General features: G+C 62.8%; 19 protein-coding genes and 2 tRNA genes. 14 read left to right on the top strand and 7 right to left on the bottom strand.

The features are described from left to right. Positions 1–2: 2 nt before the first annotated feature. The 3 genes from yidD to rpmH form a co-directional block, all read right to left on the bottom strand. Positions 3–335, bottom strand: coding sequence for a membrane protein insertion efficiency factor YidD (gene yidD, locus FOY51_RS03340; RefSeq protein WP_149428877.1), 333 nt, complete (start codon positions 333–335; stop codon positions 3–5). Positions 336–340: 5 nt separating this feature from the next. Continuing rightward, entirely contained in the window at positions 341–721 is a 381-nt protein-coding gene (rnpA, locus tag FOY51_RS03335) for a ribonuclease P protein component (RefSeq protein WP_149428736.1), read from the bottom strand. Between the two features lie 96 nt (positions 722–817). After that, positions 818–961 carry a 50S ribosomal protein L34 gene (rpmH, locus tag FOY51_RS03330; RefSeq protein WP_084492389.1) on the bottom strand — a complete coding sequence of 48 codons (144 nt, stop codon included), beginning with the start codon at positions 959–961 and terminating at the stop codon, positions 818–820. A gap of 602 nt (positions 962–1,563) precedes the next feature. Here rpmH and dnaA point away from each other — a divergent pair. The 14 genes from dnaA (at position 1,564) to FOY51_RS03265 (ending at position 17,337) form a co-directional block, all read left to right on the top strand. Continuing rightward, entirely contained in the window at positions 1,564–3,135 is a 1,572-nt protein-coding gene (gene dnaA, locus FOY51_RS03325; protein WP_149428735.1) for a chromosomal replication initiator protein DnaA, read from the top strand. Positions 3,136–3,618: 483 nt separating this feature from the next. Next, positions 3,619–4,803: a DNA polymerase III subunit beta gene (gene dnaN, locus FOY51_RS03320; RefSeq protein WP_149428734.1), complete on the top strand. Its 1,185-nt coding sequence runs from the start codon at positions 3,619–3,621 to the stop codon at positions 4,801–4,803. Positions 4,804–4,814: 11 nt separating this feature from the next. Continuing rightward, positions 4,815–5,993, top strand: coding sequence for a DNA replication/repair protein RecF (recF, locus tag FOY51_RS03315; RefSeq protein WP_149428733.1), 1,179 nt, complete (start codon positions 4,815–4,817; stop codon positions 5,991–5,993). Between the two features lie 11 nt (positions 5,994–6,004). Further along, entirely contained in the window at positions 6,005–6,547 is a 543-nt protein-coding gene (locus FOY51_RS03310) for a DUF721 family protein (RefSeq protein WP_149428732.1), read from the top strand. Between the two features lie 43 nt (positions 6,548–6,590). After that, on the top strand, positions 6,591–7,481 hold the full coding sequence (locus FOY51_RS03305) for a metal-dependent hydrolase (RefSeq protein ID WP_149428731.1): 891 nt from the start codon (positions 6,591–6,593) through the stop codon (positions 7,479–7,481). Then, complete coding sequence (locus FOY51_RS03300) at positions 7,481–8,590, top strand: PDR/VanB family oxidoreductase (protein WP_149428730.1); 1,110 nt, start codon at positions 7,481–7,483, stop codon at positions 8,588–8,590. The genes FOY51_RS03305 and FOY51_RS03300 overlap by 1 nt, the downstream gene beginning before the upstream one ends. A gap of 9 nt (positions 8,591–8,599) precedes the next feature. Further along, on the top strand, positions 8,600–9,511 hold the full coding sequence (locus tag FOY51_RS03295) for an alpha/beta fold hydrolase (RefSeq protein WP_187776154.1): 912 nt from the start codon (positions 8,600–8,602) through the stop codon (positions 9,509–9,511). Positions 9,512–9,737: 226 nt separating this feature from the next. Beyond that, entirely contained in the window at positions 9,738–11,801 is a 2,064-nt protein-coding gene (gyrB, locus tag FOY51_RS03290; RefSeq protein WP_149428729.1) for a DNA topoisomerase (ATP-hydrolyzing) subunit B, read from the top strand. Positions 11,802–11,853: 52 nt separating this feature from the next. Then, complete coding sequence (gene gyrA, locus FOY51_RS03285; RefSeq protein WP_149428728.1) at positions 11,854–14,373, top strand: DNA gyrase subunit A; 2,520 nt, start codon at positions 11,854–11,856, stop codon at positions 14,371–14,373. Beyond that, positions 14,370–15,797 carry a DUF3566 domain-containing protein gene (locus FOY51_RS03280; protein ID WP_235916077.1) on the top strand — a complete coding sequence of 476 codons (1,428 nt, stop codon included), beginning with the start codon at positions 14,370–14,372 and terminating at the stop codon, positions 15,795–15,797. The genes gyrA and FOY51_RS03280 overlap by 4 nt, the downstream gene beginning before the upstream one ends. A gap of 348 nt (positions 15,798–16,145) precedes the next feature. Next, positions 16,146–16,868 (top strand): DUF8020 domain-containing protein, encoded by a 723-nt coding sequence (locus tag FOY51_RS03275; RefSeq protein ID WP_149428727.1) that lies wholly within the window; start codon positions 16,146–16,148, stop codon positions 16,866–16,868. Between the two features lie 161 nt (positions 16,869–17,029). Next, positions 17,030–17,103, top strand: a tRNA-Ile gene (locus FOY51_RS03270). A gap of 29 nt (positions 17,104–17,132) precedes the next feature. Then, the gene (locus tag FOY51_RS27370) at positions 17,133–17,243 is read left to right on the top strand and encodes a DLW-39 family protein (protein WP_214633049.1); all 111 of its coding nucleotides are present in this window, start codon (positions 17,133–17,135) and stop codon (positions 17,241–17,243) included. 21 nt (positions 17,244–17,264) lie between these two features. Then, positions 17,265–17,337, top strand: a tRNA-Ala gene (locus FOY51_RS03265). Between the two features lie 109 nt (positions 17,338–17,446). Here the strand turns inward: FOY51_RS03265 and FOY51_RS03260 are convergent. The 4 genes from FOY51_RS03260 to FOY51_RS03245 all read right to left on the bottom strand — a co-directional run bounded on the left by FOY51_RS03260 (position 17,447) and on the right by FOY51_RS03245 (position 21,427). Further along, complete coding sequence (locus FOY51_RS03260) at positions 17,447–17,995, bottom strand: hypothetical protein (RefSeq protein WP_149428726.1); 549 nt, start codon at positions 17,993–17,995, stop codon at positions 17,447–17,449. Positions 17,996–18,294: 299 nt separating this feature from the next. Continuing rightward, positions 18,295–19,251, bottom strand: coding sequence for an alpha/beta hydrolase (locus FOY51_RS03255; RefSeq protein WP_149428725.1), 957 nt, complete (start codon positions 19,249–19,251; stop codon positions 18,295–18,297). Between the two features lie 261 nt (positions 19,252–19,512). Further along, positions 19,513–20,004 (bottom strand): DUF3887 domain-containing protein, encoded by a 492-nt coding sequence (locus FOY51_RS03250; RefSeq protein WP_149428724.1) that lies wholly within the window; start codon positions 20,002–20,004, stop codon positions 19,513–19,515. Between the two features lie 55 nt (positions 20,005–20,059). After that, the gene (locus FOY51_RS03245) at positions 20,060–21,427 is read right to left on the bottom strand and encodes an acyl-CoA dehydrogenase family protein (RefSeq protein WP_149428723.1); all 1,368 of its coding nucleotides are present in this window, start codon (positions 21,425–21,427) and stop codon (positions 20,060–20,062) included. Between the last annotated feature and the right edge of the window lie 71 nt (positions 21,428–21,498).

Here is a 21,498-nt window from a genome sequence, read left to right as displayed (position 1 = left end):
CGCTATGCACTCCTCTGTTCGTTCATACTCACCACGCTGTGGTGATCACTTGCGGTCTGGGCGTCATCGGCGGCGCATCGCCTGTGCCGGCGCTCCGGGATGGGATCCCATCCTCCAGGGTGCCAGGGCGCACATTTCGCCAACCGAACGACGGTGAGCACCAAGCCTCGTATCACTCCGAACTCACGGAGCGCCTCGACCGCGTACTCGCTACAGGTCGGAGTGAACCGACACGTCGGGAGCCGCAGGGGAGAGACGTAGGTGCGGTAGAGCTGGATGCAGAAGATCAGTGCCCGGACTGGGAACGATCTGATTGCGGCGAGGATCCGACGCAGCTGACTCACTGCTCGGTTCCCAGCACTTTCAACTTGGTCACGCCGCTGCGCACTTGCCGAAGCAGCTCGGCCGAGGAAGACGACGCGGCACCGGGCAGAGCCCGAATCACCACATCGACATCCGGCCTGACCTCATCGCGCAATTCGCTGCAGACATGACGAAGCCGTCGAGCGACGCTGTGTCGCTCGACGGCGTTGCCGATCGATTTACTGACGATGAGACCGAAACGCGGTCCACCGAAAGAAAGTTCCGGACCGGTATCGGTTGTCAGCCTCGCTCGGTCGAAGGCGTGCACGACGATGTCACGCTTCCCGATCCGATGACCGCGGCGCACCGTCCGGGAGAATTCCGAGTGATGATGCAGCCGATGCGGCTCAGGCAACACGCGGCAGCCGCCCGAAGACGACGGCGCCCGAGCATCGCAGCGACGTAGGAGCGAGGAGCGGAGGAAGCCCAGAGTCGAGCATCCGAGAGCCTGGAATCAGGCAGTCAACGAAGCGCGGCCCTTACGGCGACGCCCCGAAACGATGGCACGACCCGCACGGGTACGCATCCGGAGACGGAAGCCGTGAACACGCGCGCGGCGTCGGTTGTTCGGCTGGAACGTCCGCTTGCCCTTGGCCACGGTCAACACTCCTAGAAATTCGGTGGCACCGCCTCGGTGCCTTCGGTGGGTCTTACAGCTATGGTTTCTCAAAGCTGAGGTTCGAACAAAAACTATGGTCGATCCATCGGCGATGTACCGCGAACTTCATGCGGCAAATGCCGGCGCAGGCGATCACGGAGACTCGTACCAAATCCACTCAGCACAAAGCCGCCACCTCACCAACGGGTGACTGTACGAGGGTACTGGGGCCTATCAATCGGGTCAAACCCGGTCGAACGAATGAACTTGCCCTGTTTGCTCTCGAGAACGATACGCAGTTGCTAGCTTGGCCGAATGTGTGTGACGTGGGACCGCGACCGCCGTCGATGTCGATCTCTGCACCGCCGAGCCATCGGGTAGGCGGTTCACCACACATTCTTGCGCCTTCTTAGGTTGCACTAACTTTGGTCACGGCGAATCCGACCAGGTCACAGCGATTTTCGACAAGCACACGGGAGCCCAAGTAACATCCCTGTGTTTCTCCACATCTGTGGATAATTGTGTGGAGACTCTGCTCAGATGGCATATTCGTCTCGGTGGAGGCTCAGTCCGCCTCGCCGATTCGATCTGGAGGCCCCGTCTTGGACGACGATCCGAATGCGCTTGCCCGCGTATGGCCAGAGGTCGTCACCGAACTGATTCAAGGCACGGCAGACGGATCCGTCCCCCCGCTGACCGGCGCGCAGAAAGCTTGGCTCGGTCTCGTCAAACCCCTTACCCTCGCGCAGGGCTTCGCGCTGTTGTCGGTGCCGTCGTCACTCGCTCAGGAAGCCATCGAACGCGATCTTCGCGAACCGATATTGCGCTCTATCGGTCGCCATCTCGGTGAACAGGTCGAAGGTCTCGGTGTGCGCATCGCTGTGCCTGCCGAGCCGGGCGAAACTGCTGTGGAAGAACATTCGTTCACCGACGACAACGTCGTCGACTTGCATCAACGAACCACACTCGACGACGACGATCCGCCGGGAGAAACAGACTTCCGTCGCCGCCGGCTCACCAGTGGTGACAACGGGTCCGCTTTCGACGAGGTGGACGACGAGCGCGAGGCCATCGCCAGCGTCCAGAATTCGTGGCCGTCGTACTTCACCCGCCCTCCGGATGCGCCGGCGACGCCCGCATCCGCGAACAGTCTCAACTCGAAGTACACGTTCGACACTTTCGTCATCGGTGCGTCCAATCGTTTCGCTCATGCCGCTGCCGTCGCGATCGCCGAAGCGCCGGCTCGCGCCTACAACCCGCTGTTCGTCTGGGGAGCATCCGGCCTCGGAAAAACACATCTGCTGCATGCGGCAGGTCACTACGCTCAACGCCTGTTTCCCGGCATGCGAGTGAAGTACGTGTCGACCGAAGAATTCACCAACGACTTCATCAACAGCCTCCGCGACGACCGCAAAGTGGCGTTCAAGCGCCGCTACCGCGAAACCGACGTGCTGTTGGTCGACGACATCCAGTTCATCGAAGGCAAGGAAGGTATCCAGGAAGAGTTCTTCCATACCTTCAACACCTTGCACAACGCGAACAAGCAGATCGTCGTGTCGTCCGATCGGCCGCCCAAGCAACTGGCAACCCTCGAGGAGCGTCTCCGTACGCGGTTCGAGTGGGGCCTGATCACCGATGTGCAGCCGCCGGAACTCGAAACTCGAATCGCCATTCTGCGCAAGAAGGCACGAATGGATCGACTCGACGTTCCGCACGACGTCCTCGAGCTGATCGCCAGCCGAATCGAACGCAACATCCGCGAGCTCGAGGGTGCGTTGATTCGAGTGACGGCCTTTGCATCGTTGAACGGTCAGGCACTCGACCTCACCCTCGCGGAGGTGGTGTTGCGTGATTTGATGCCCGATTCCGCGACCCTCGAGATCAACGCGGCAACGATCATGGCGGTGACCGCCGAGTACTTCAACACCTCCATCGACGAACTGTGCGGGCCCGGTAAGGCACGGCCGCTCGCCCAGGCCAGGCAGATCGCCATGTATCTGTGTCGTGAGCTGACCGACCTGTCGCTACCGAAGATCGGACAGACATTCGGCCGCGATCACACGACGGTGATGTATGCCGACAAGAAGATCCGCAAAGAAATGACCGAACGTCGCAAGGTCTACGACCAAGTCCAAGAACTCACCGCGCGCATCAAACAACGATCCAAGCGCTAGTTCCCCTGCGTTCACACAGGCTGCGAACCCACATCTCGACGGGTTCGCAGCCTATTTTTGTAATCTTTTCGCGATACTCACACCTGTGGATAACTGTGTGAATAACCCGGACAGACTGTGGACGGAGGGAAGAACAAATGTCGACAACTCTGTTCGGTGCACACCCGCCGCGATCGGTCCTCGAGTTCGTCCCGAATTCATACACATTTCGCCACGCCAGGTAACCAGCAGGTATCGAAACGCTCCACAGATTCCACAGGACCTAATACTTCTTCAGTTCTCTCCCTTATAGAACTCTCTTTGAAACAGGGGCTGGGGACGGATCGGTCCACATGGCACTTTCGGGTCGGCCGCCGTCGTTGCGCTTGTTGCAAGTTCGGCTTTCAAGTTCGGGGGCGAGGGCATACCGTGTGGGTCTGCCATGTCAGACTGCGGCGGAAGACTTATCGAGCATTCAACTGACCGAAGGGAACTGCCGGGGCGATGGAGCTTGCAAGTATGAAGTTTCGGGTCGCTCGAGAAGACTTTTCGGATTCGGTGGCATGGGTAGCTCGCAGCCTGCCGTCACGGCCGCCTGTCCCGGTGCTCGGCGGTGTGCTCCTTGCAGCCGACGACGACGGCTTGACGGTCTCCGGCTTCGACTACGAAGTTTCGGCACAGGTCCGCGTTTCCGCCGAGGTCGCCGGTCATGGCCAGGTCTTGGTGTCCGGTCGCCTACTGGCCGACATCACGAAATCGCTGCCTGCCAAGCCCGTCGACGTGAGCGTCGACGGCACCCGGGTGTTGATCACCTGCGGTAGTGCGAAGTTCTCGTTGCCCACCATGCCGGTCGAGGACTACCCGCAGTTGCCGACGCTGCCGCAGCACACCGGCTCGGTGTCGGTCGACACGTTCGCCGAAGCGATCGGTCAGGTTGCCGTAGCAGCAGGCAAGGACGACACGCTGCCGATGCTCACCGGCATCCGGGTCGAGATCGAGGGCCCGCACGTGGTGCTCGCCGCCACCGACCGCTTCCGTCTCGCCGTGCGGTACCTCGATTGGGAGCCTGCGAAGACCGATACCAACACCGCCGTGTTGATTCCGGCGAAGACGCTGTCCGAATCTGCGAAAACTCTTGCAGGACCGTCCGATTCGTTGGTCGAGTTGTCTCTCGGTTCGGGTTCGTCGGTGGGGTCCGAGGGATTGTTGGGCATCGTCAGCGGTGGTCGTCGCACCACAACCCGCCTGCTCGACGCCGAGTTCCCGAAGTTCCGGCAGCTGCTGCCCAAGGAGCACACCTCGATGGCGACCATCGCGGTCGCACCGCTCGTCGAGGCCATCAAGCGTGTCGCCCTTGTCGCCGAGCGCGGCGCCCAGGTGCGGCTCGAATTCTCCTCGGAGGGTTTGTTGTTGTCCGCCGGCGGCGACGACGCAGGCCGGGCTGAAGAGGCGCTGGAGGCGGACTTCCAGGGCGAGCAGATGACCATCGCCTTCAACCCCGGCTATCTGACCGAAGGTCTCGGATCGCTGCACAGCGACCGTGTGTCGTTCGGCTTCACAACACCGAGCCGGCCTGCCGTGCTGCGACCGGCAGGCGACGAAGAATTGGTGGCCGACGCATCGGGTAACTTCCCGGCGCCGGACAGCAGCTACACCTACCTCCTGATGCCGGTCCGGCTGCCGGGCTGACCGGCGGATACGTGTTCGTTCGCGCACTGTCGCTACGAGATTTTCGTTCCTGGGATACGTTTTCGCACGATCTCGAACCGGGACGCACCGTCTTCCTCGGGGCGAACGGCAACGGTAAGACCAACCTGCTCGAGGCGCTTGGCTACTTGTCGACGCTGAGTTCCCATCGGGTGTCCACCGAGGCTCCGTTGTTGCGGATAGGCAGCAGTAAGGCTCAAATCGGTGCTGCCGTAGTCAATTCCGGGCGAGAGCTGACCGTCGACATCGAGCTGAATCAGGGTGTCGCCAACCGTGCGCGGATCAATCGCTCACCTGCTCGACGGCCCCGCGAGATCCTCGGCATCCTCCGCACCGTCCTTTTCGCACCCGAAGACCTGGCGTTGGTGCGCGGCGATCCGTCCGAGCGTCGGCGATTCCTCGATGAACTGCTGACCGCTCGGTTACCCCGAATGGCTGCTGTGCGTAGCGATTACGAGCGTGTGCTGCGGCAGCGCTCCGCGCTGCTGAAAACGGCGAACCGCGCTCGAGCCGATCTGAGCACGCTCGACGTGTGGGACGGACACCTCGCCGCACACGGATCGGTGTTGTTGGCCGAGCGATTCAAATTGGTCAACGACCTACTGCCACATGTGGCTCAGTCCTACCGCTCCATCGCGCCGGAATCGCGGCCTGCGGGTGTGCGCTACAAATCCAGTCTCGGCGATTCGCTGCCGCCGGAGTTTCTCGATGTCACCCGCGCACCGGCACTCGACGATCAGGAAGTGTTGGAAGCTGTTTTCCTGCAAGAGCTTTCCAATGTCAGGCAGAAGGAAATCGATCGCGGTGTCTGTCTGGTCGGACCGCACCGCGACGATCTGGAATTGATACTCGGCACCGAGCCTGCGAAAAGTTTTGCCAGTCATGGTGAATCGTGGTCCTTCGCGCTGTCGCTGCGCCTCGGCTCGTTCGAATTGTTGCGCTCGGACGGCACCGATCCGGTGTTGTTGCTCGACGACGTGTTCGCGGAACTGGATCGCCGTCGCCGCACCGCACTGGCGTCGGTCGCTGCCGGTGCCGAGCAGGTACTGATCACGGCTGCGGTAGCAGAAGATGTGCCGCCGGAACTCGAGGCTCGTCGAATCGGCATCGAAATGGTGGACACCGAACAGGGCCGGATTTCTCGCGTCGTTCCTGTCGCACAGCCGGAGTAGATTCACCACCGATGAGCGAAGACAAAGAGCCCGAGCTGAAGGGCATCGATCTTGCGCGCCGCGCGCTCGAGGAGGCGCGCGCCGCTGCGCGGGCGAATGGCAAATCGGTGGGACAGGGCCGGGCATCCCCCAACCGAACGCCGGGTGGTCGGCCGCGGCTCGGCCGGCGCCGTGGGTGGTCGGGAGCAGGTCCGGACGATCGCGATCCGCAGACCTTCGGTGCGCTCACCGGATCGCTGGCCAAACAACGCGGGTGGTCCGCCAAGGTCGCCGAGGGCACGGTGTTCGGTCGGTGGACCCACGTGGTCGGCGAGGACATCGCCGCGCACGCCGAACCGACATCGCTGCGTGACGGGGTTCTGAGTATCGCGGCCGAGTCGACGGCCTGGGCGACTCAGCTTCGGATGATGCAGTCTCAGATACTCGCCAAGGTGATCGCCGCGGTGGGCCAAGGTGTGGTCACATCGTTACGAATCACCGGTCCTACCGCGCCTAGCTGGCGAAAGGGCGAGCGACACGTCAAGGGACGTGGTCCCCGCGATACCTACGGTTAGCGAGTACTAGAAGTACCGTGTACTCGGTGTTACATTAAGTTTCATGTCAACGCAGACAATCGATTCGTCACAGCTGTTGTTGCAGGCCAGGCATGTGGAGTTCGACTGGACCAACGTGCCGACCACCTATGTGCCCGCCGATCCGTTCAGCACGCACGTCTTCAACGTGCTGCACATGCTGCTACCGGCGGGTGAAGAGTGGTTCGTCGAGACGTTCAAGGAAGCATTGCCGCTGATCACGGACGAGAAGCTGCGCGAAGATGTCATCGGCTTCATCGGACAGGAAGCGATGCATGCCGAGGCACACACCGGGGTTCTCGAGCACCTCGAGAATCACGGCATCGATGCGAAGCCGTACACGGATCAGATGCATTGGATCTTCGGCAAGCTGCTGGGACCGCGTCCGATCACCGAGCTCCGTGAACAGAACTACTTGATCGAGCGGCTGGCGATCATTGCCGCGGTCGAACATGTCACGGCGTTCCTCGGCGACTGGGTCCTCAACGCCGACGGGCTCGATCGCGTGGGAGTCGACCCCACCATGCTGGATCTGTTGCGATGGCACGGCGCCGAAGAGGTGGAGCATCGCGCTGTCGCGTACGACGTGCTGTGTCATTTCGACGACAGCTACTTCCGTCGTGCCCGCACCCAATTGCTGGTCTCGCCGATTCTGGTGTGGCTCTGGATTCGAGGCGTCCGATTCTTGATGTCACACGATCCGGAGCTGGTGGATCGACCCCGTCGCGAACGTAAACCGCACTGGTCGGATCTGTTCGCGGCAAGCAAGCGAGGTGTCCTGCCGGGTCCGGTGGAAATAGTGCAGCGCATGTCGACATACTTTTTGCCGGGATATCACCCGAGCCGAGAGGGCTCCACAGAACAAGCCATTCACTATCTCGCGAGCTCGCCTGCGGCGCGCGCGGCCGCGCACTGATGACGATGACGGTGCACCGGACGCCACGCTATCGTGCCAGCGACGCACCGCCGTCGGACTTGCGTGGCAGGCCGAGGCCGGATCGATTGTTGACCATGCTCGGCAAGGTGCTCGAGCGTACGTACATCTCGTATATCGAACGCACGGAATATGATTCGACGAGCAACAGGCACCCCGACGATCCCCTGACCATGGCTCTGCTCGAACGTCGAGTGGTTGCGCACGACGAGAACGTGGTGGAGTTGACGTTCGGATTACCCGACGGCGGAGCTGTTCCGTCGTGGCAGCCGGGCAGTCACCTCGACTTTCACCTGCCGTCCGGACGGCGGCGGCAGTACTCACTGTGTGGCGACGCGACGCTCACCGACACGTATACCGTTGCGGTGCGGAGGATTCCGGATGGCGGCGGCGGGTCGATCGAGATGCACGCCTTGGCGCCGGGGGATGTCGTGACCGTTCGGGGACCGCGCAACGGTTTCCCGTACACCGGCGGCGGCCCTGCCTTGTTCATTGCCGGCGGCATCGGCATCACCCCGATCGTCGCCATGGTGCGCGCGGCGCGTGAGTCCGGAATCGATTGGCGGTTGGTGTATTCCGGTCGTTCGCGGGATTCCATGCCGTTTCTCGACGAGATCGAGTCGTGGGAACAGGATCGGGTTTGCATCTTGACGGACGACGCGAACGGTCTGCCCACTGTCGCTGATCTGCTCGAGGACGCGCCGGTCGATGGCTCGGTCTACTGCTGCGGTCCGACCGCGATGTTGGCGATGGTCCGTGCTGGCTTTGGTGAAACTGGTTCCAGCGCTCTGCATTTCGAACGCTTCGGCGCCCCACCGGTGGTCGACGGCACGCCGTTCCAAGTTCAGTTGGTCAACAGTGGCGTCGTGCTGGACGTGCCTGCTGATGTCTCGGCGCTGTCGGTGATCAAGGAACGGGTACCGGGGATCGGCTACTCGTGTCAGCAAGGATTTTGCGGTACCTGCAAGGTTCGAGTGTTGGCAGGCAGTCCGGATCATCGCGAATCTCGGCTCACCCCAACGGAACAGCGCGATCACATGCTGATCTGTGTTTCTCGCGCCGATGGCGGCAGACTTGTTTTGGATGTGTGAGGAGTAAAGATGGCAATCGAAGAAATCATGACAGTATCCAACGGTGACATCGATGTCGCGGTGTTCGAGCGCGGAAATCCGAACGGTCCTGTTCTGATCCTGATGCACGGCTGGCCGGATACGCACCATCTATGGGATCGGGTGGCACCACTGTTGGCGGACCGGTTCCGCGTCATCGGGTTCGACAATCGTGGCGCGGGTGCGAGCACGGTGCCCGACGACGTCGACGCGTACCGCATCGAGGAGTTGGCCGGGGATCTGTTCGCGGTGATCGACGCCGTCAGCCCCCACGCCAGGGTGCATGTCCTGGCCCACGACTGGGGTTCGGTGGTCGGTTGGGAAGCGGTGGTCGACCCGCGCGCGGAGGATCGGATCGCTTCGTTCACCTCGGTGTCGGGCCCGAATCTCGACCAGCTGGGGGTGTGGGCACGGCGACGTCTGTTCAGTGGCAGCCCGAGTGGCATCGCGAAGGCAGCGCGGCAGCTGGTGGCCTCCGCGTACACCGTTGCGTTCCAGGTCCCCGGACTTCCGGTTCCGGTGTTGAAGGTGCTTGCGCCCCGCTGGGCACAATTCCTGTCGTACTTCGACGGGATGGATCCGAGTGTGGTCCACACCGCAGAAACTCTGCCGTCGGACATCGTGTCCTGCCTCAAGCTCTATCGAGCGAACATTCGAGGCAGGCTGGGCAGCCCCGACATACGATCGACCGATGTCCCCGTGCAGTTGATCGTCGGTACCGGTGATCGTGCGGTGCTGCCGATCGTCTACGAGGACGCCGGCGAATGGGCGTCGAATCTGCGTCGTCGTGACATTGCGGCTCGGCACTGGTCACCGTTGTCGCACCCCGCGGACGTGGCCAGATTGACGGCCGAATTCATCGGCGATCTCGTCCCGGCGGGTTCTCGGGCGGAATCTCTGTAGCCTTTCACCTTCGAAATGTCGCGAAAATCCACTGACGGCGATCTGAGGGGTGTCATAGGCGTCCCGTGGGCTACTCGTACCAGTAAGATGGAGGAGTAACTAGCGGCGATACTTTCGACGCGTCCGCCGGTGGTCGTATTCGAGGCCCGCATCGCAACGGCGATGCGGACTTCGCACTGCCAGGGGGATGGCGCGTCGGCAAGCAAGATGGGAGAGCTACCGACTCGTGGCTGCGCAGAACAAGGGTAAAGACTCCGGCTCGGCCAACAAGGGCTACGACGCATCGTCGATCACGGTTCTGGAAGGACTCGAGGCGGTCCGTAAACGCCCCGGCATGTACATCGGATCCACCGGTGAGCGCGGCCTACACCATCTGATCTGGGAAGTTGTCGACAACTCCGTCGACGAGGCGATGGCCGGTTATGCGACCAAGGTCGACGTCACGCTGCTCGAGGATGGTGGCGTTCAGGTCGTCGACGACGGTCGCGGCATTCCGGTCGGCATGCACGCGTCGGGTGTTCCCACCGTCGAGGTCGTCATGACGCAGCTGCACGCGGGCGGCAAGTTCGACTCCGACTCGTACGCGGTGTCCGGCGGTCTGCACGGTGTCGGTATCTCCGTGGTCAACGCCCTGTCGACCAAGGTCGAGGTCGATATCGACGTCGACGGCCACAACTGGACGCAGACGTACCGCAATTCGGTGCCGGACGAACTGGTCAAGGGCGCGGCGACCAAGAAGACCGGTACCACCATTCGGTTCTGGGCCGATCCGAACATCTTCGAAACCACGGTCTACAACTTCGAGACGGTCTCGCGCCGCCTGCAGGAGATGGCGTTCCTCAACAAGGGACTGACCATCAATTTCACCGACGAGCGGGTCACCGATTCGGAGGTCACCGACGAGGTGGTCAGCGATACGGCAGAGGCGCCCAAGTCCGCGGCCGACGAATCGAGCGAGGCCGAGTCCGCCGAGGCCGCGACCAAGACGCATCGCGTGAAGATCCGCACCTACCACTACCCCGGCGGTCTGGAAGATTTCGTTCGCCACATCAACCGCACCAAGACACCCATCCACAACTCGGTGGTCGGGTTCACCGCGAAGGGCACCGGGCACGAGCTCGAGGTCGCGATGCAGTGGAACTCGGGCTACTCCGAGTCGGTGCACACCTTCGCGAACACCATCAACACACACGAGGGCGGCACCCACGAAGAGGGCTTCCGCACGGCGTTGACGTCGACGGTGAACAAGTACGCGCTCGACAAGAAACTGCTCAAGGACAAGGACCCGAAGCTCACCGGCGACGACATTCGCGAGGGTCTCGCCGCGATCATCTCCGTGAAGGTCGGCGAGCCACAGTTCGAGGGTCAGACCAAGACCAAGCTCGGCAACACCGAGGTGCGCTCGTTCGTGCAGAAGGCGTGCAACGAGCACCTGTCGCATTGGTTCGAGGCCAACCCGGCAGACGCGAAAACCATTGTGAACAAGGCAGTTTCGTCGGCGCAGGCGCGCGTCGCGGCTCGCAAGGCGCGCGAGTTGGTGCGTCGCAAGAGCGCCACCGACCTGGGTGGACTGCCCGGAAAGCTGGCCGACTGCCGGTCCAACGATCCGAGCAAATCGGAGATCTACATCGTGGAGGGCGACTCCGCAGGCGGCTCCGCGAAGTCGGGTCGCGACTCGATGTTCCAGGCGATCCTGCCGTTGCGCGGAAAGATCATCAACGTCGAGAAGGCCCGCATCGACCGCGTGCTGAAGAACAACGAAGTCCAGTCGATCATCACTGCATTCGGCACCGGCATCCACGACGAGTTCGACATCGCGAAGCTGCGCTATCACAAGATCGTGCTGATGGCCGACGCCGACGTCGACGGTCAGCACATCGCAACGCTGCTGCTCACGCTGCTGTTCCGGTTCATGCGTCCGTTGGTCGAGCACGGTCACGTCTACCTGGCGCAACCGCCGCTCTACAAGCTGAAATGGCAGAAGGGTGCTGCGCCCGAGTTCGCATACTCCGATCGTGAGCGCGACGTGTTGATGAAGGCAGGCCTCGAGGCCGGCAAGAAGATCAACAAGGACGACGGTGTGCAGCGGTACAAGGGCCTCGGCGAGATGAATGCCAAGGAACTGTGGGAGACCACGATGGATCCGACGGTGCGCGTGCTCCGGCTGGTGACGCTCGACGACGCCGCCGCGGCCGACGAGCTGTTTTCCATTCTGATGGGCGAGGACGTCGAAGCCCGCCGCAGCTTCATCACCCGTAATGCCAAAGACGTTCGGTTCCTGGACGTTTAACAGCCTCGACGTGTAGGCGGTTGCGCTCAGCGCCCGCATTAGGAGACTTGAAATGACCGACACCACGCTGCCCCCGGGACCTGAGGGCGGACACGACCGCGTCGAACCTGTCGATATTCAGCAGGAGATGCAGAACAGCTACATCGACTACGCGATGAGCGTGATTGTCGGGCGCGCGCTGCCCGACGTGCGCGACGGCCTCAAGCCGGTGCACCGTCGCGTGCTCTATGCGATGTACGACAACGGTTATCGGCCCGATCGCGGCTACGTGAAGTCCGCGCGACCGGTCGCCGAAACGATGGGTAACTACCACCCCCACGGCGACTCGTCGATCTACGACACGTTGGTACGCATGGCCCAGCCGTGGTCATTGCGCTATCCGATGGTCGACGGCCAGGGCAACTTCGGTTCCCGCGGCAACGACGGCGCGGCCGCGATGCGCTACACGGAGTGCAGGCTCACGCCGCTCGCGATGGAGATGCTGCGCGAAATCGACCACGAGACAGTCGATTTCGTTCCGAACTACGACGGTCGTACGCAAGAGCCGACGGTTCTCCCCAGCCGTATCCCCAACCTGTTGGTGAACGGTAGCGGCGGCATCGCCGTCGGTATGGCCACCAACATTCCGCCGCACAATCTGCGTGAAGTCGCCGAAGCCGTCTATTGGGCGCTGGACAACTTCGAGGCGGACGAAGAGACCACTCTCGCCGCGGTAATGGAACGCGTGAAGGGTCCCGACTTCCCGACGCACGGGCTGATCGTCGGCGGTCAGGGGATCATCGACGCGTACACGACCGGTCGTGGTTCGGTGCGCATGCGCGGCGTCGTCGAGGTCGAAGAAGACGCCAAGGGCAAGACCACGATCGTCATCACCGAGCTGCCGTTCCAGGTCAACCCGGACAACCTGATCACCTCGATCGCCGAGCAGGTGCGTGACGGCAAGATCGGCGGCATCTCCGATATCCACGACGAGTCGTCGGATCGTGCGGGCATGCGGATCGTCGTCACCGTCAAGCGCGACGCCGTCGCGAAGGTGGTGCTGAACAACCTCTACAAGCACACGCAGCTTCAGACCAGCTTCGGTTGCAACATGCTCTCGATCGTCGACGGTGTGCCGCGCACCTTGCGCCTCGACCAGATGATCCGCTACTACGTCACCCATCAGCTCGACGTGATCGTTCGTCGCACCAAGTACCTGCTCCGCAAGGCGGAAGAGCGCGCGCACATCTTGCGCGGTTTGGTGAAGGCGCTCGATGCGCTGGACGAAGTGATCGCGTTGATTCGCGCGTCGCAAACAGTGGACATCGCTCGCGCGGGCTTGATGGAGCTGCTCGATGTCGACGAGATCCAGGCCGACGCGATTCTGGCGATGCAGCTGCGTCGCCTCGCCGCCCTGGAGCGGCAGAAGATCGTCGACGAGTTGGCCGAGATCGAGCGCGAGATCGCCGAGTACAAAGACATTCTCGCCAAACCCGAGCGTCAGCGTGCGATCGTGCGTGACGAGCTCAAGGAGATCGTCGAGAAGTTCGGCGACGACCGTCGTACCCGCATCATCGCGGCCGACGGCGACGTCAACGACGAAGACCTGATTGCGCGTGAAGACGTGGTCGTCACGATCACCGAGACCGGGTACGCGAAGCGGACCAAGACCGATCTTTACCGCAGCCAGAAGCGGGGCGGTAAGGGTGTCCAAGGTGCCGGCCTCAAGCAGGACGACATCGTCAAGCACTTCTTCGTCAGCTCCACCCACGACTGGATTCTGTTCTTCACGACGAAGGGCCGGGTCTACCGCGCGAAGGCGTACGAGCTGCCCGAGGCGAGTCGCACCGCCCGCGGTCAGCACGTCGCGAACCTGCTGGCGTTCCAGCCGGACGAGCGGATTCAGAGCGTCATCCAGCTCAAGACCTACGAGGACGCGCCCTACCTGGTGCTGGCCACGCGCAACGGCCTGGTGAAGAAGTCGAAGCTCACCGATTTCGACTCCAACCGCACCGGCGGCATCGTCGCCGTGAACCTGCGTGGCGAAGACGAACTGGTCGGCGCGGTGCTGTGCTCCGGCGACGACGATCTGCTGCTGGTTTCGGCTCAGGGTCAGTCGATTCGCTTCTCCGCGACCGACGAAGCGCTGCGCCCGATGGGCCGCGCCACCTCGGGCGTGCAGGGCATGCGATTCAACGGCGACGACGAGTTGCTGTCGCTCAACGTGGTGATCGAGGGAACGTATCTGCTGGTCGCGACCTCCGGCGGCTACTCCAAGCGCACCGCCATGGAGGACTACCCGGTGCAGGGTCGCGGCGGAAAGGGCGTACTGACGATTCAGTACGACAAACGACGTGGCACCCTTGTCGGAGCGCTTATCGTGCAGGATGACGATGAGCTCTACGCGATCACGTCGGGTGGCGGTGTCATTCGTACCGCGGCCAAGCAGGTCCGTAAGGCCGGACGACAGACCAAGGGTGTGCGCTTGATGAACCTCGGAGATGGTGACACCCTGCTTGCGATCGCCCGTAACGCCGACGAGCCGGAAGAGCTCACGGCGGCTGACGACGAAGGTACTAAGGAGCCCAAGTGACCACTCCTGATCAGCCGAAAGACGACGCCCGAGGTTCGGGTGCGCCACGGCCGACCACCGAGCCGTCGTCGACACTGCCGTCGTCAACACAGCAGTCGTCGCAGTCGGATCGGATACGCACCTCGGACGGGGTGACGGAGCGCGTCGGCCAGTCGACTCCGCTGCCGCCGCGTCCGTTGCCGCGAACCGGTCAGCCGGTGCAGCAGACGAACCCCGCGGCACCGCGTCCGCCGCAGCAGAACGGTGGTGCACCGACGCAAGCGAGTCCGGTCGTACCGCCTGCCTCCGGGCTGCCGCAGCGATCGCCGGCGTCACAACGTCCGCAAGGTCCGCAGGCTCCACGTCCGCAAGGTGCGCCGAGCCAGCAGGCCGGACCGTCACAGCCGCCGACGCAGGCAAATCGGATCCAGCCGCCCGCGGCCGCACCGACGAATCAGCCGCCGTCGAATCAGCCGCCGGTGAACAAGCCCCCGACCACCAGTGGTCGTCGTGTCGAAGGTGACGACCACTTGGTCGCCCATCACGACTCGCCGCCGCGTCGAGCTGAGCATCCCCAGGCTCCGACAGGTCAGGGTCCACAGGGTCAGGGTGGGAGGCCTCCCGCACCGCCCAACGGTGGTCCGACCCGGCCCGCGGATGCCAAGCCTGCTCCCACCGAGGCAGGTGCTGGAAAGAACGGCAACCCGGCAGCGAAGGCACCGCCGTGGCAGCGTGGGCCGCAGAACGAGCCGCAGTCCAACCTGAACCGTCCGGGCGAATCGCCCGTCACGGGCCGCCCACCGGCGCGTCCGCCACGGGTCGCCGAAGGTACCGCGGGTGTGACGACAGCGGCCGGTGCCGCCGGCGTCGAAGCTGCCAAGAATGCGCGTCGGGAAGCGGCGAAGAGCAAGTCGGCTGCCATCGACGGGCCGACACGCAGCATCGCGCGCCCGGAGCTGGCGAAGGACATGCCGGACCTGTCCGAGGTTCGCCACCCACTTCCGGAGCCCACCGCCAGCGGTCAGCAGAAGGCCGTGCCGGTAGCAGTGGCAGCCACGGGTGCACAGGCTGCGGTTGCCGCGGACGGGACCCCGCTGCGGGCGACCGTTCAGGTGCGCAAGATCGATCCGTGGTCGACGCTCAAGGTGTCGCTGGTCATTTCGGTCGCACTGTTCTTCGTGTGGATGGTTGCCGTGGGGCTGCTGTACGTGGTCCTCGACGGTATGGGTGTGTGGGACCGGTTGAACAACGCCTTCACCGACATCGTCTCGGAGAGCGGTTCCGGCGGACTGGTCAGCGGTGGTGAGGTGTTCGGCTACGCCGCCGTCATCGGCATCATCAATGTCGTGTTGTTCACCGCGTTGGCGACTATCGGGTCGTTCATCTACAACCAATGCTCGGACCTTGTAGGTGGCGTGCAGGTCACCCTCGCCGATCCAGACTAGATACCCGACAGCTTTATTATTTCGCCCACACCGGCCTCGCCGATGTGGGCGAAATGCATTTCGGGCAGCAATTGAATTTCGCGACATTACACATCTTCGGGATAAATGCGCCAGCCTCGACACTGTGCGCTGTGCCACAGCATCGTCGCAGGTAGAGCGCTAATTGCCGGAATTTGGTAACAACGACGTTTCGCCTCAAGCACCGGCACATTACTACCGTTAATACTTAATTCTCAGCGAGACTTCTACACAGATCACGGGCTAATTTCAGAAATCGAAATCGGCGGAGCCCGCATTTGGTAGAGCGCGGGCGGCCATCGATCCGACAGATGAGATGAGGGTCCAACGATGAACACGATCACACGCGCCACCGCCACAGCCGTACTGGCCGTCGCCGCCGTAGGCATTGCCGCAGGCACAGCTGGAGCAACGCCGGCACCGGCAATCCCGCCGAACACCACTATCAGCACCAACGTGCTGCCCGGCGTGCAGTACACAGCCAATGCGGTCGACCATTCGGTCGTATTGAATACGGGAATTGGATCGCTCACCACGCAGGGCGGCCAGTTCCAGTTATTGGACGGCAAAGGCACGCTGGTCGCTGGAACCGGACTGACCGCCAGTCGTGACGTCTCTACGTGGCCGGACGCAGCACAGGTGGCCCCTCCGACGGCTATCCCCGTTGCGGCGAGTGTGAAGCAAGTGGATGCCGTTGCACCGGCGCTCGCGCCCGCCTTACCGCTGCACAATGTCGACTCGACCGCCGATTTCAACGGCGCGCTGTCGGTTGCCGCAACACAGTTCGGTCTGGCAACCGGGATCGGTACGTTGGCAGGCGGTGTCATCGGTGGTGCTGTCGGTTGTGCGGCAGGCGGTTTGACCGGCGGTCTGGTCGGCGCTCCGACGGTTGCCCTCACACCGGTCACGTTTGGCCTCGGTTGCCTCGTCGGTGGCGGCACCGGCATCGCCATCGGCAGTCTCGTCGGCGCGGCGGCGCTCGGAATCCCGGTGGGTATTGCCAGCGGTGTTCAGATGTACAACACGCTGCACGCCGCGGGCGACGTCGGGTAATCCGCAAACATGGTTGGTGCGACGGTGGGCAGGCGAAATTTCCTGAGCTACTGCCCGCCGTCAGCGCCATCTCCCCCCTTCGACCAGCGGTTTTGGTTGCTGCAACCCGCATGCCGTATTCTCGTTCATCGGTTCGTGTACAGGTGTGCGCGAGTCGATTCGGGCCTATAGCTCAGGCGGTTAGAGCGCTTCGCTGATAACGAAGAGGTCGGAGGTTCAAGTCCTCCTAGGCCCACTCCCGAGAGGAAACGTAAGGTTGAGGACATGAAAATTCTTCTACCTCTCGGGGTCGTAGTGGCCGCAGTGCTCGGTTTCACCAAGCTGAAGAGTCAACGCAACGGTGAAGACGTCTGGCACGAGGCCACACGCCACTGACGTGGTTGCGACGTTGTATCAGGGGCCTTAGCTCAGTTGGTAGAGCGCTGCCTTTGCAAGGCAGATGTCAGGAGTTCGAATCTCCTAGGCTCCACAATGAGTGTGAACGACTCTCACACACTCCGATTCCTGCTCGTGCACCCTGAATCGGGAGTGCGTGAGCAGGAATCCGAGTGTGTGGCTTCAGTGCAGCCCTGACTGCGTCAGACACGAACGACCGACGCCGACGGCGTCATGATCCCGAAGTACTCCGGCGCGAGCGGAATCAGACCGGTCCAACCGGGGATACGACCGAACACCACGAGGGCAACCGAACCGTTTCCGGTGGCGATGGTGCCTGCGTGGTCGCTGTAGTTCGCATACATCGGATCGTCGATGGGGAGTGTGTCGGGCAGGCCGCTGACGCCGGCCTTACCGTTCGCCAAATTGACCCAGCCGACCGAGAGTTGTGATGGAACGGTGAGCCAGCGCTGGATCACCGTGACAGTGCCCTTGTCGTGATCGAGCACCGCATCGACCTGAGTTCCCGGAAAGCTGTACCGCATTCCGGGGTGTGCGATGGTCACGACATCGGTCGCTGCCGCGGGGTGCGCGAGTCCGGCTTGCTGGGCGATATTCGCAGGTACACCGGCATCGATCAGGCTTTGTACCGGATCGACCTGTGCCGGTGCGGCATTGGCGATACCCGCGGTGCCCAACAGGGAAACCACCAGTGAGACAAGAACAATGAACATGAGACGTACGCGCTGCATCGATACCTCCATTGTGTTGTGGCCGAAGCCGGTTCTACCTGGGACTCGAGCCCGAAATGTGCGTATTCTGCACTCTTCGGGTACACAGGAAAGTGGGCACTGCCGCAAATGGCTTTGCCGACAAGTTGTTTGGCCGATGAGGAGAAGAGATGCCTGATTTCAGTACGCTCGGCGATTTGTTCAGCGCAATCGGCGACATCTTCGGGGGAATCGGCACGCTGTCGAGTCTCTCGGCATAGCGCACCACCAGAGCGGGCCGCAAGATCGCAGATCTTGGGGCCCGCTCGCTGTTTTCACGATCAGGCACCGATTGCACCTGCGATGACCGGCCACGATTGGCGTAGGTCGTCCTCCCACAATCCCCACGTGTGAGCGCCCCGCGGATGCAGAACGTATTTGGCGGGAATACCGAACTGTGCAAGGCGCGACGCGAAAAGGCCGGTGCACACTGCCGACAACGCTTCGACCGGCGGGTTCGGAAAGCCGTTCTTGTCGATCGAGCCCGGTATTCCTGTTGCGGCGGAAATGTAGATTGCCTTGCCTGCCAACCGTTGTGCGTTGACGTACGGGTCGTGTGCGACCCATTGCGGTGAGCTGGGAACTCCCCACATGTTGATCGGGTTGCCGCCACCGAGGCCGACGATCGTCGATACCGCCGTCGCACCCGGGATGTCGGACGTCTTGGCGCAGCCGCTGTACGAGCCGACGGCGCGGTAGACGTCGGGCGCCTGAATGGCGAGGTCGAGCGCCGGACCCGCCGCCATCGACACGCCCGCGATCGCGTTGGCGCCGGTCGCGCCCAGGTGGCCGTCGATCAGTCCCGGCAGCTCACGGGTGAGGTAGGTCTGCCATTTGTTGCGGCCGAGGACCGGATCGTCGGCGTTCCAATCCGTGTACATGCTGCTGCGACCGCCCACGGGCATCACGACATTGACGTGCTTGCCTGCGAAGAACGCACGCACGTCCGTGTCGTCCCACCACGAGATGTTGTCCTCTCCGCCACCGAGGCCGGTCAGGAGGTAGAGCGTGGGCGCTGGACCACCCGCGGCGTGCAGAACGCGGTTCTTGATCACTTTGTTCATGGCCGGCGAGTAGACGCCGATTTCCGACGCACTGCCGCCCAGTCCGCGGTCGTAATCGATCGATACGCCCCTCGCGCTGGCCTGCGCCGGAAGGGTGACGGCGAAGGCCGTGGCGGTGAGCAACCCGAGCAGCATCGCCACGGTCCGATGTTTCACATTCTGCGCCAACATCATTCGCCTACCCCCTTGGCGTCGTATCCGTCTCCGCGTATCCGCATTCGACCGCACGGTACCCACAGAAAACCGTTAGGCGGGCGAATGAGATGAAACTGTAAGTTTCGGGAGTTGCCCCAAATTTTGGGGGCATAGACCCGATCACATCCGATTCACGTACCCCACCAGCAACTCTGTCATCTCGTCGACGAACTGCTCACGAGTGATATCCATGCGATCGATCACGTAACGAACAGCCAGATGCGACGAGTAACGCGGCCCCTACGCTTTCTCGCCGAACTCCGGTTTGAGAATGAACAGTCCTGCTACTTTGCCGACGGCGTCGTACGACACCCGCAACGTCCTTTCGCCCGCCTCGAACGACATCGGCACATCGACGACGGTGTAGTCACCCCGGCGGCGAACGAATGCCGTTCCGCTTCCTTCCAACGAGCCGACAGCGCCGATGACGCTTGCCCAGTTGTCGGCGAGGGTTTCCGCGGAAAGTCCCGCCGACATTCTGTCGTCGAAGCGTGCGCGGATCGACCCCCAATCCGCCGAGCCGTAGTGATCGATGATCGCGAAGGTGCGAGCTTGGGCATCGGGCAGCGTCGACTTGTCCATGGGTGTGCCGCTTCTGGGATCGATCGGCCGTCCGAATCGCTGAAACGCGGCTTGGCGCGATATCCCGAGCGAGGCACCGATTTCTTCCCAGCTGACGCCCGCCTGACGCGCACCGTCGACATCGGCTTGGGTGTGCTCGTCTTCGCCCATGGCTACCAATATCGTGTATTTCCGCCCGGATAGCGGGAGGAACCGCAACGAATTGCTATCGCTTGGGCGTGAGGAACCGCATCGCCACCTTCATCGCCGGCTCCGGAATGTGGTCCTTGGCAGCAAGTGCCATTTCGCCGGCTCGGGTGCGAGCGGGCGTGCCGGGGCCGAAGATGCGGTTCAGGGCGCTGCCGTCGACAGGCGAGTCGACGTGCAGCGGCGGTTCACCCGCCGCCAGGCCGAGCGCCTGTCCGATGACGAGGCGCTGGATCTCGCTGGTGCCCTCGAAGATGGTGTACAGCTTGGCGTCTCGGTACCACTTCTCGACCGGATGGTCGCTGATGTAGCCCCAACCGCCGCAGGTCTGTATCGCTTGCTCGGTCGCGCGGACGGCGACTTCGCTGGCCGCAAGCTTCGACATGGACCCTTCGGCATTGCGGAACTCGACGCCGTTGGCCGCCATCCACGCCGCGCGCCAAGTGAGCAGCCGAGCGGAGTCGATCCGCGTCGCGAGGTCGGCAAGGGGAAACGAGATGCCCTGGTTGCGAATGATCGGTCCGCCGAATGCTTCGCGTTCGTTGGCGTAGTCGGTCGCGAATTCCAACGCCGCACGCGCTACGCCGATCGCCTGTGCGGCGACCATCGGCCGCGTCTGCTCGAAGGTGCCGAGCGTCGCCGACTTGCCCCTGGTACCTTCCTTGGCGCGTGCGAGCCGCTCTTCCAACTTCTCCTCCGTACCGAGCAGGTTCTCGGCGGGGATGCGGCAACCGTTGAACTTCAGCTCGGCGGTGTGCGACGCGCGGCAGCCGAGCTTGTCGAGTTTGCGAACCAGTTCCAGGCCTGGCGTGCCGCCGGGAACGATGAACAGCGCCTGCCCTTTGTGTCCGAGCTCCGGATCGACGACCGCGTTGACGACGTGCACGTTGGCTATGCCGCCGTTCCCGATCCACATCTTGTGACCGTCGATGATCCAGTCGTCGCCGTCCCGCCGGGCGGTGGTGCGCAGGTTTCGCACGTCGCTGCCGCCCTCGGGCTCCGAGATACACAGGGCGGCCAGCTTCAGGTCGCCCGGCTCGCCGAAGCATTCCGGTGCCCAGCGCAGCAGCTGTTCCGGAGTGGCAGCCTGTCCGATCGACGACAGCGCGAGCGCTGGCATGACGGTCGCGAGCCCGATTCCCGCGCAACCCCAGAAGAGTTCTTCCATGAACAGCGGGAGCGAAAGTCCGGTGGGATCGCCGATCAGGTCTCGATAGAACAGTGGACTGTAGAACCCGCGCACGGCCGCCTCCTCGAGCACTGGCCACGGAAATTCCTGCTCACGGTCGTATTCCGCGGCGACGGGACGGACCACGTTCGCTGCGAAATCGTGCGTTCGCGCCACGAGATCGTGTTGGGCGGGAGTGAGACTCATATCGAAAGGCATACGACCGTGTATCCAGAAAGTCTCCTGGTCAAACGTCCAATTTGGTTTCACGGGAAACATTCGAACTACTC

It is taken from the genome of Antrihabitans cavernicola (genome assembly GCF_008297975.1).
Lineage (GTDB): Bacteria > Actinomycetota > Actinomycetes > Mycobacteriales > Mycobacteriaceae > Antrihabitans > Antrihabitans cavernicola.
The sequence above is the reverse complement of the archived record's forward strand: the minus strand, read 5'-3'. Positions and strand labels throughout refer to the sequence as shown.

Excerpts from the sequence above, each read along its gene's own strand:
- FOY51_RS03305 (WP_149428731.1), top strand. The coding sequence starts at position 6,591 with ATGTCAACGCAGACAATCGATTCGTCACAGCTGTTGTTGCAGGCCAGG.
- FOY51_RS03250 (WP_149428724.1), bottom strand. The coding sequence starts at position 20,004 with ATGGGCGAAGACGAGCACACCCAAGCCGATGTCGACGGTGCGCGTCAG.
- FOY51_RS03255 (WP_149428725.1), bottom strand. The coding sequence starts at position 19,251 with ATGATGTTGGCGCAGAATGTGAAACATCGGACCGTGGCGATGCTGCTC.
- FOY51_RS03245 (WP_149428723.1), bottom strand. The coding sequence starts at position 21,427 with ATGCCTTTCGATATGAGTCTCACTCCCGCCCAACACGATCTCGTGGCG.
- FOY51_RS03260 (WP_149428726.1), bottom strand. The coding sequence starts at position 17,995 with ATGCAGCGCGTACGTCTCATGTTCATTGTTCTTGTCTCACTGGTGGTT.
- FOY51_RS03295 (WP_187776154.1), top strand. The coding sequence starts at position 8,600 with ATGGCAATCGAAGAAATCATGACAGTATCCAACGGTGACATCGATGTC.
- FOY51_RS03310 (WP_149428732.1), top strand. The coding sequence starts at position 6,005 with ATGAGCGAAGACAAAGAGCCCGAGCTGAAGGGCATCGATCTTGCGCGC.
- dnaN (WP_149428734.1), top strand. The coding sequence starts at position 3,619 with ATGGAGCTTGCAAGTATGAAGTTTCGGGTCGCTCGAGAAGACTTTTCG.
- FOY51_RS27370 (WP_214633049.1), top strand. The coding sequence starts at position 17,133 with ATGAAAATTCTTCTACCTCTCGGGGTCGTAGTGGCCGCAGTGCTCGGT.
- FOY51_RS03275 (WP_149428727.1), top strand. The coding sequence starts at position 16,146 with ATGAACACGATCACACGCGCCACCGCCACAGCCGTACTGGCCGTCGCC.
- gyrA (WP_149428728.1), top strand. The coding sequence starts at position 11,854 with ATGACCGACACCACGCTGCCCCCGGGACCTGAGGGCGGACACGACCGC.
- FOY51_RS03300 (WP_149428730.1), top strand. The coding sequence starts at position 7,481 with ATGACGATGACGGTGCACCGGACGCCACGCTATCGTGCCAGCGACGCA.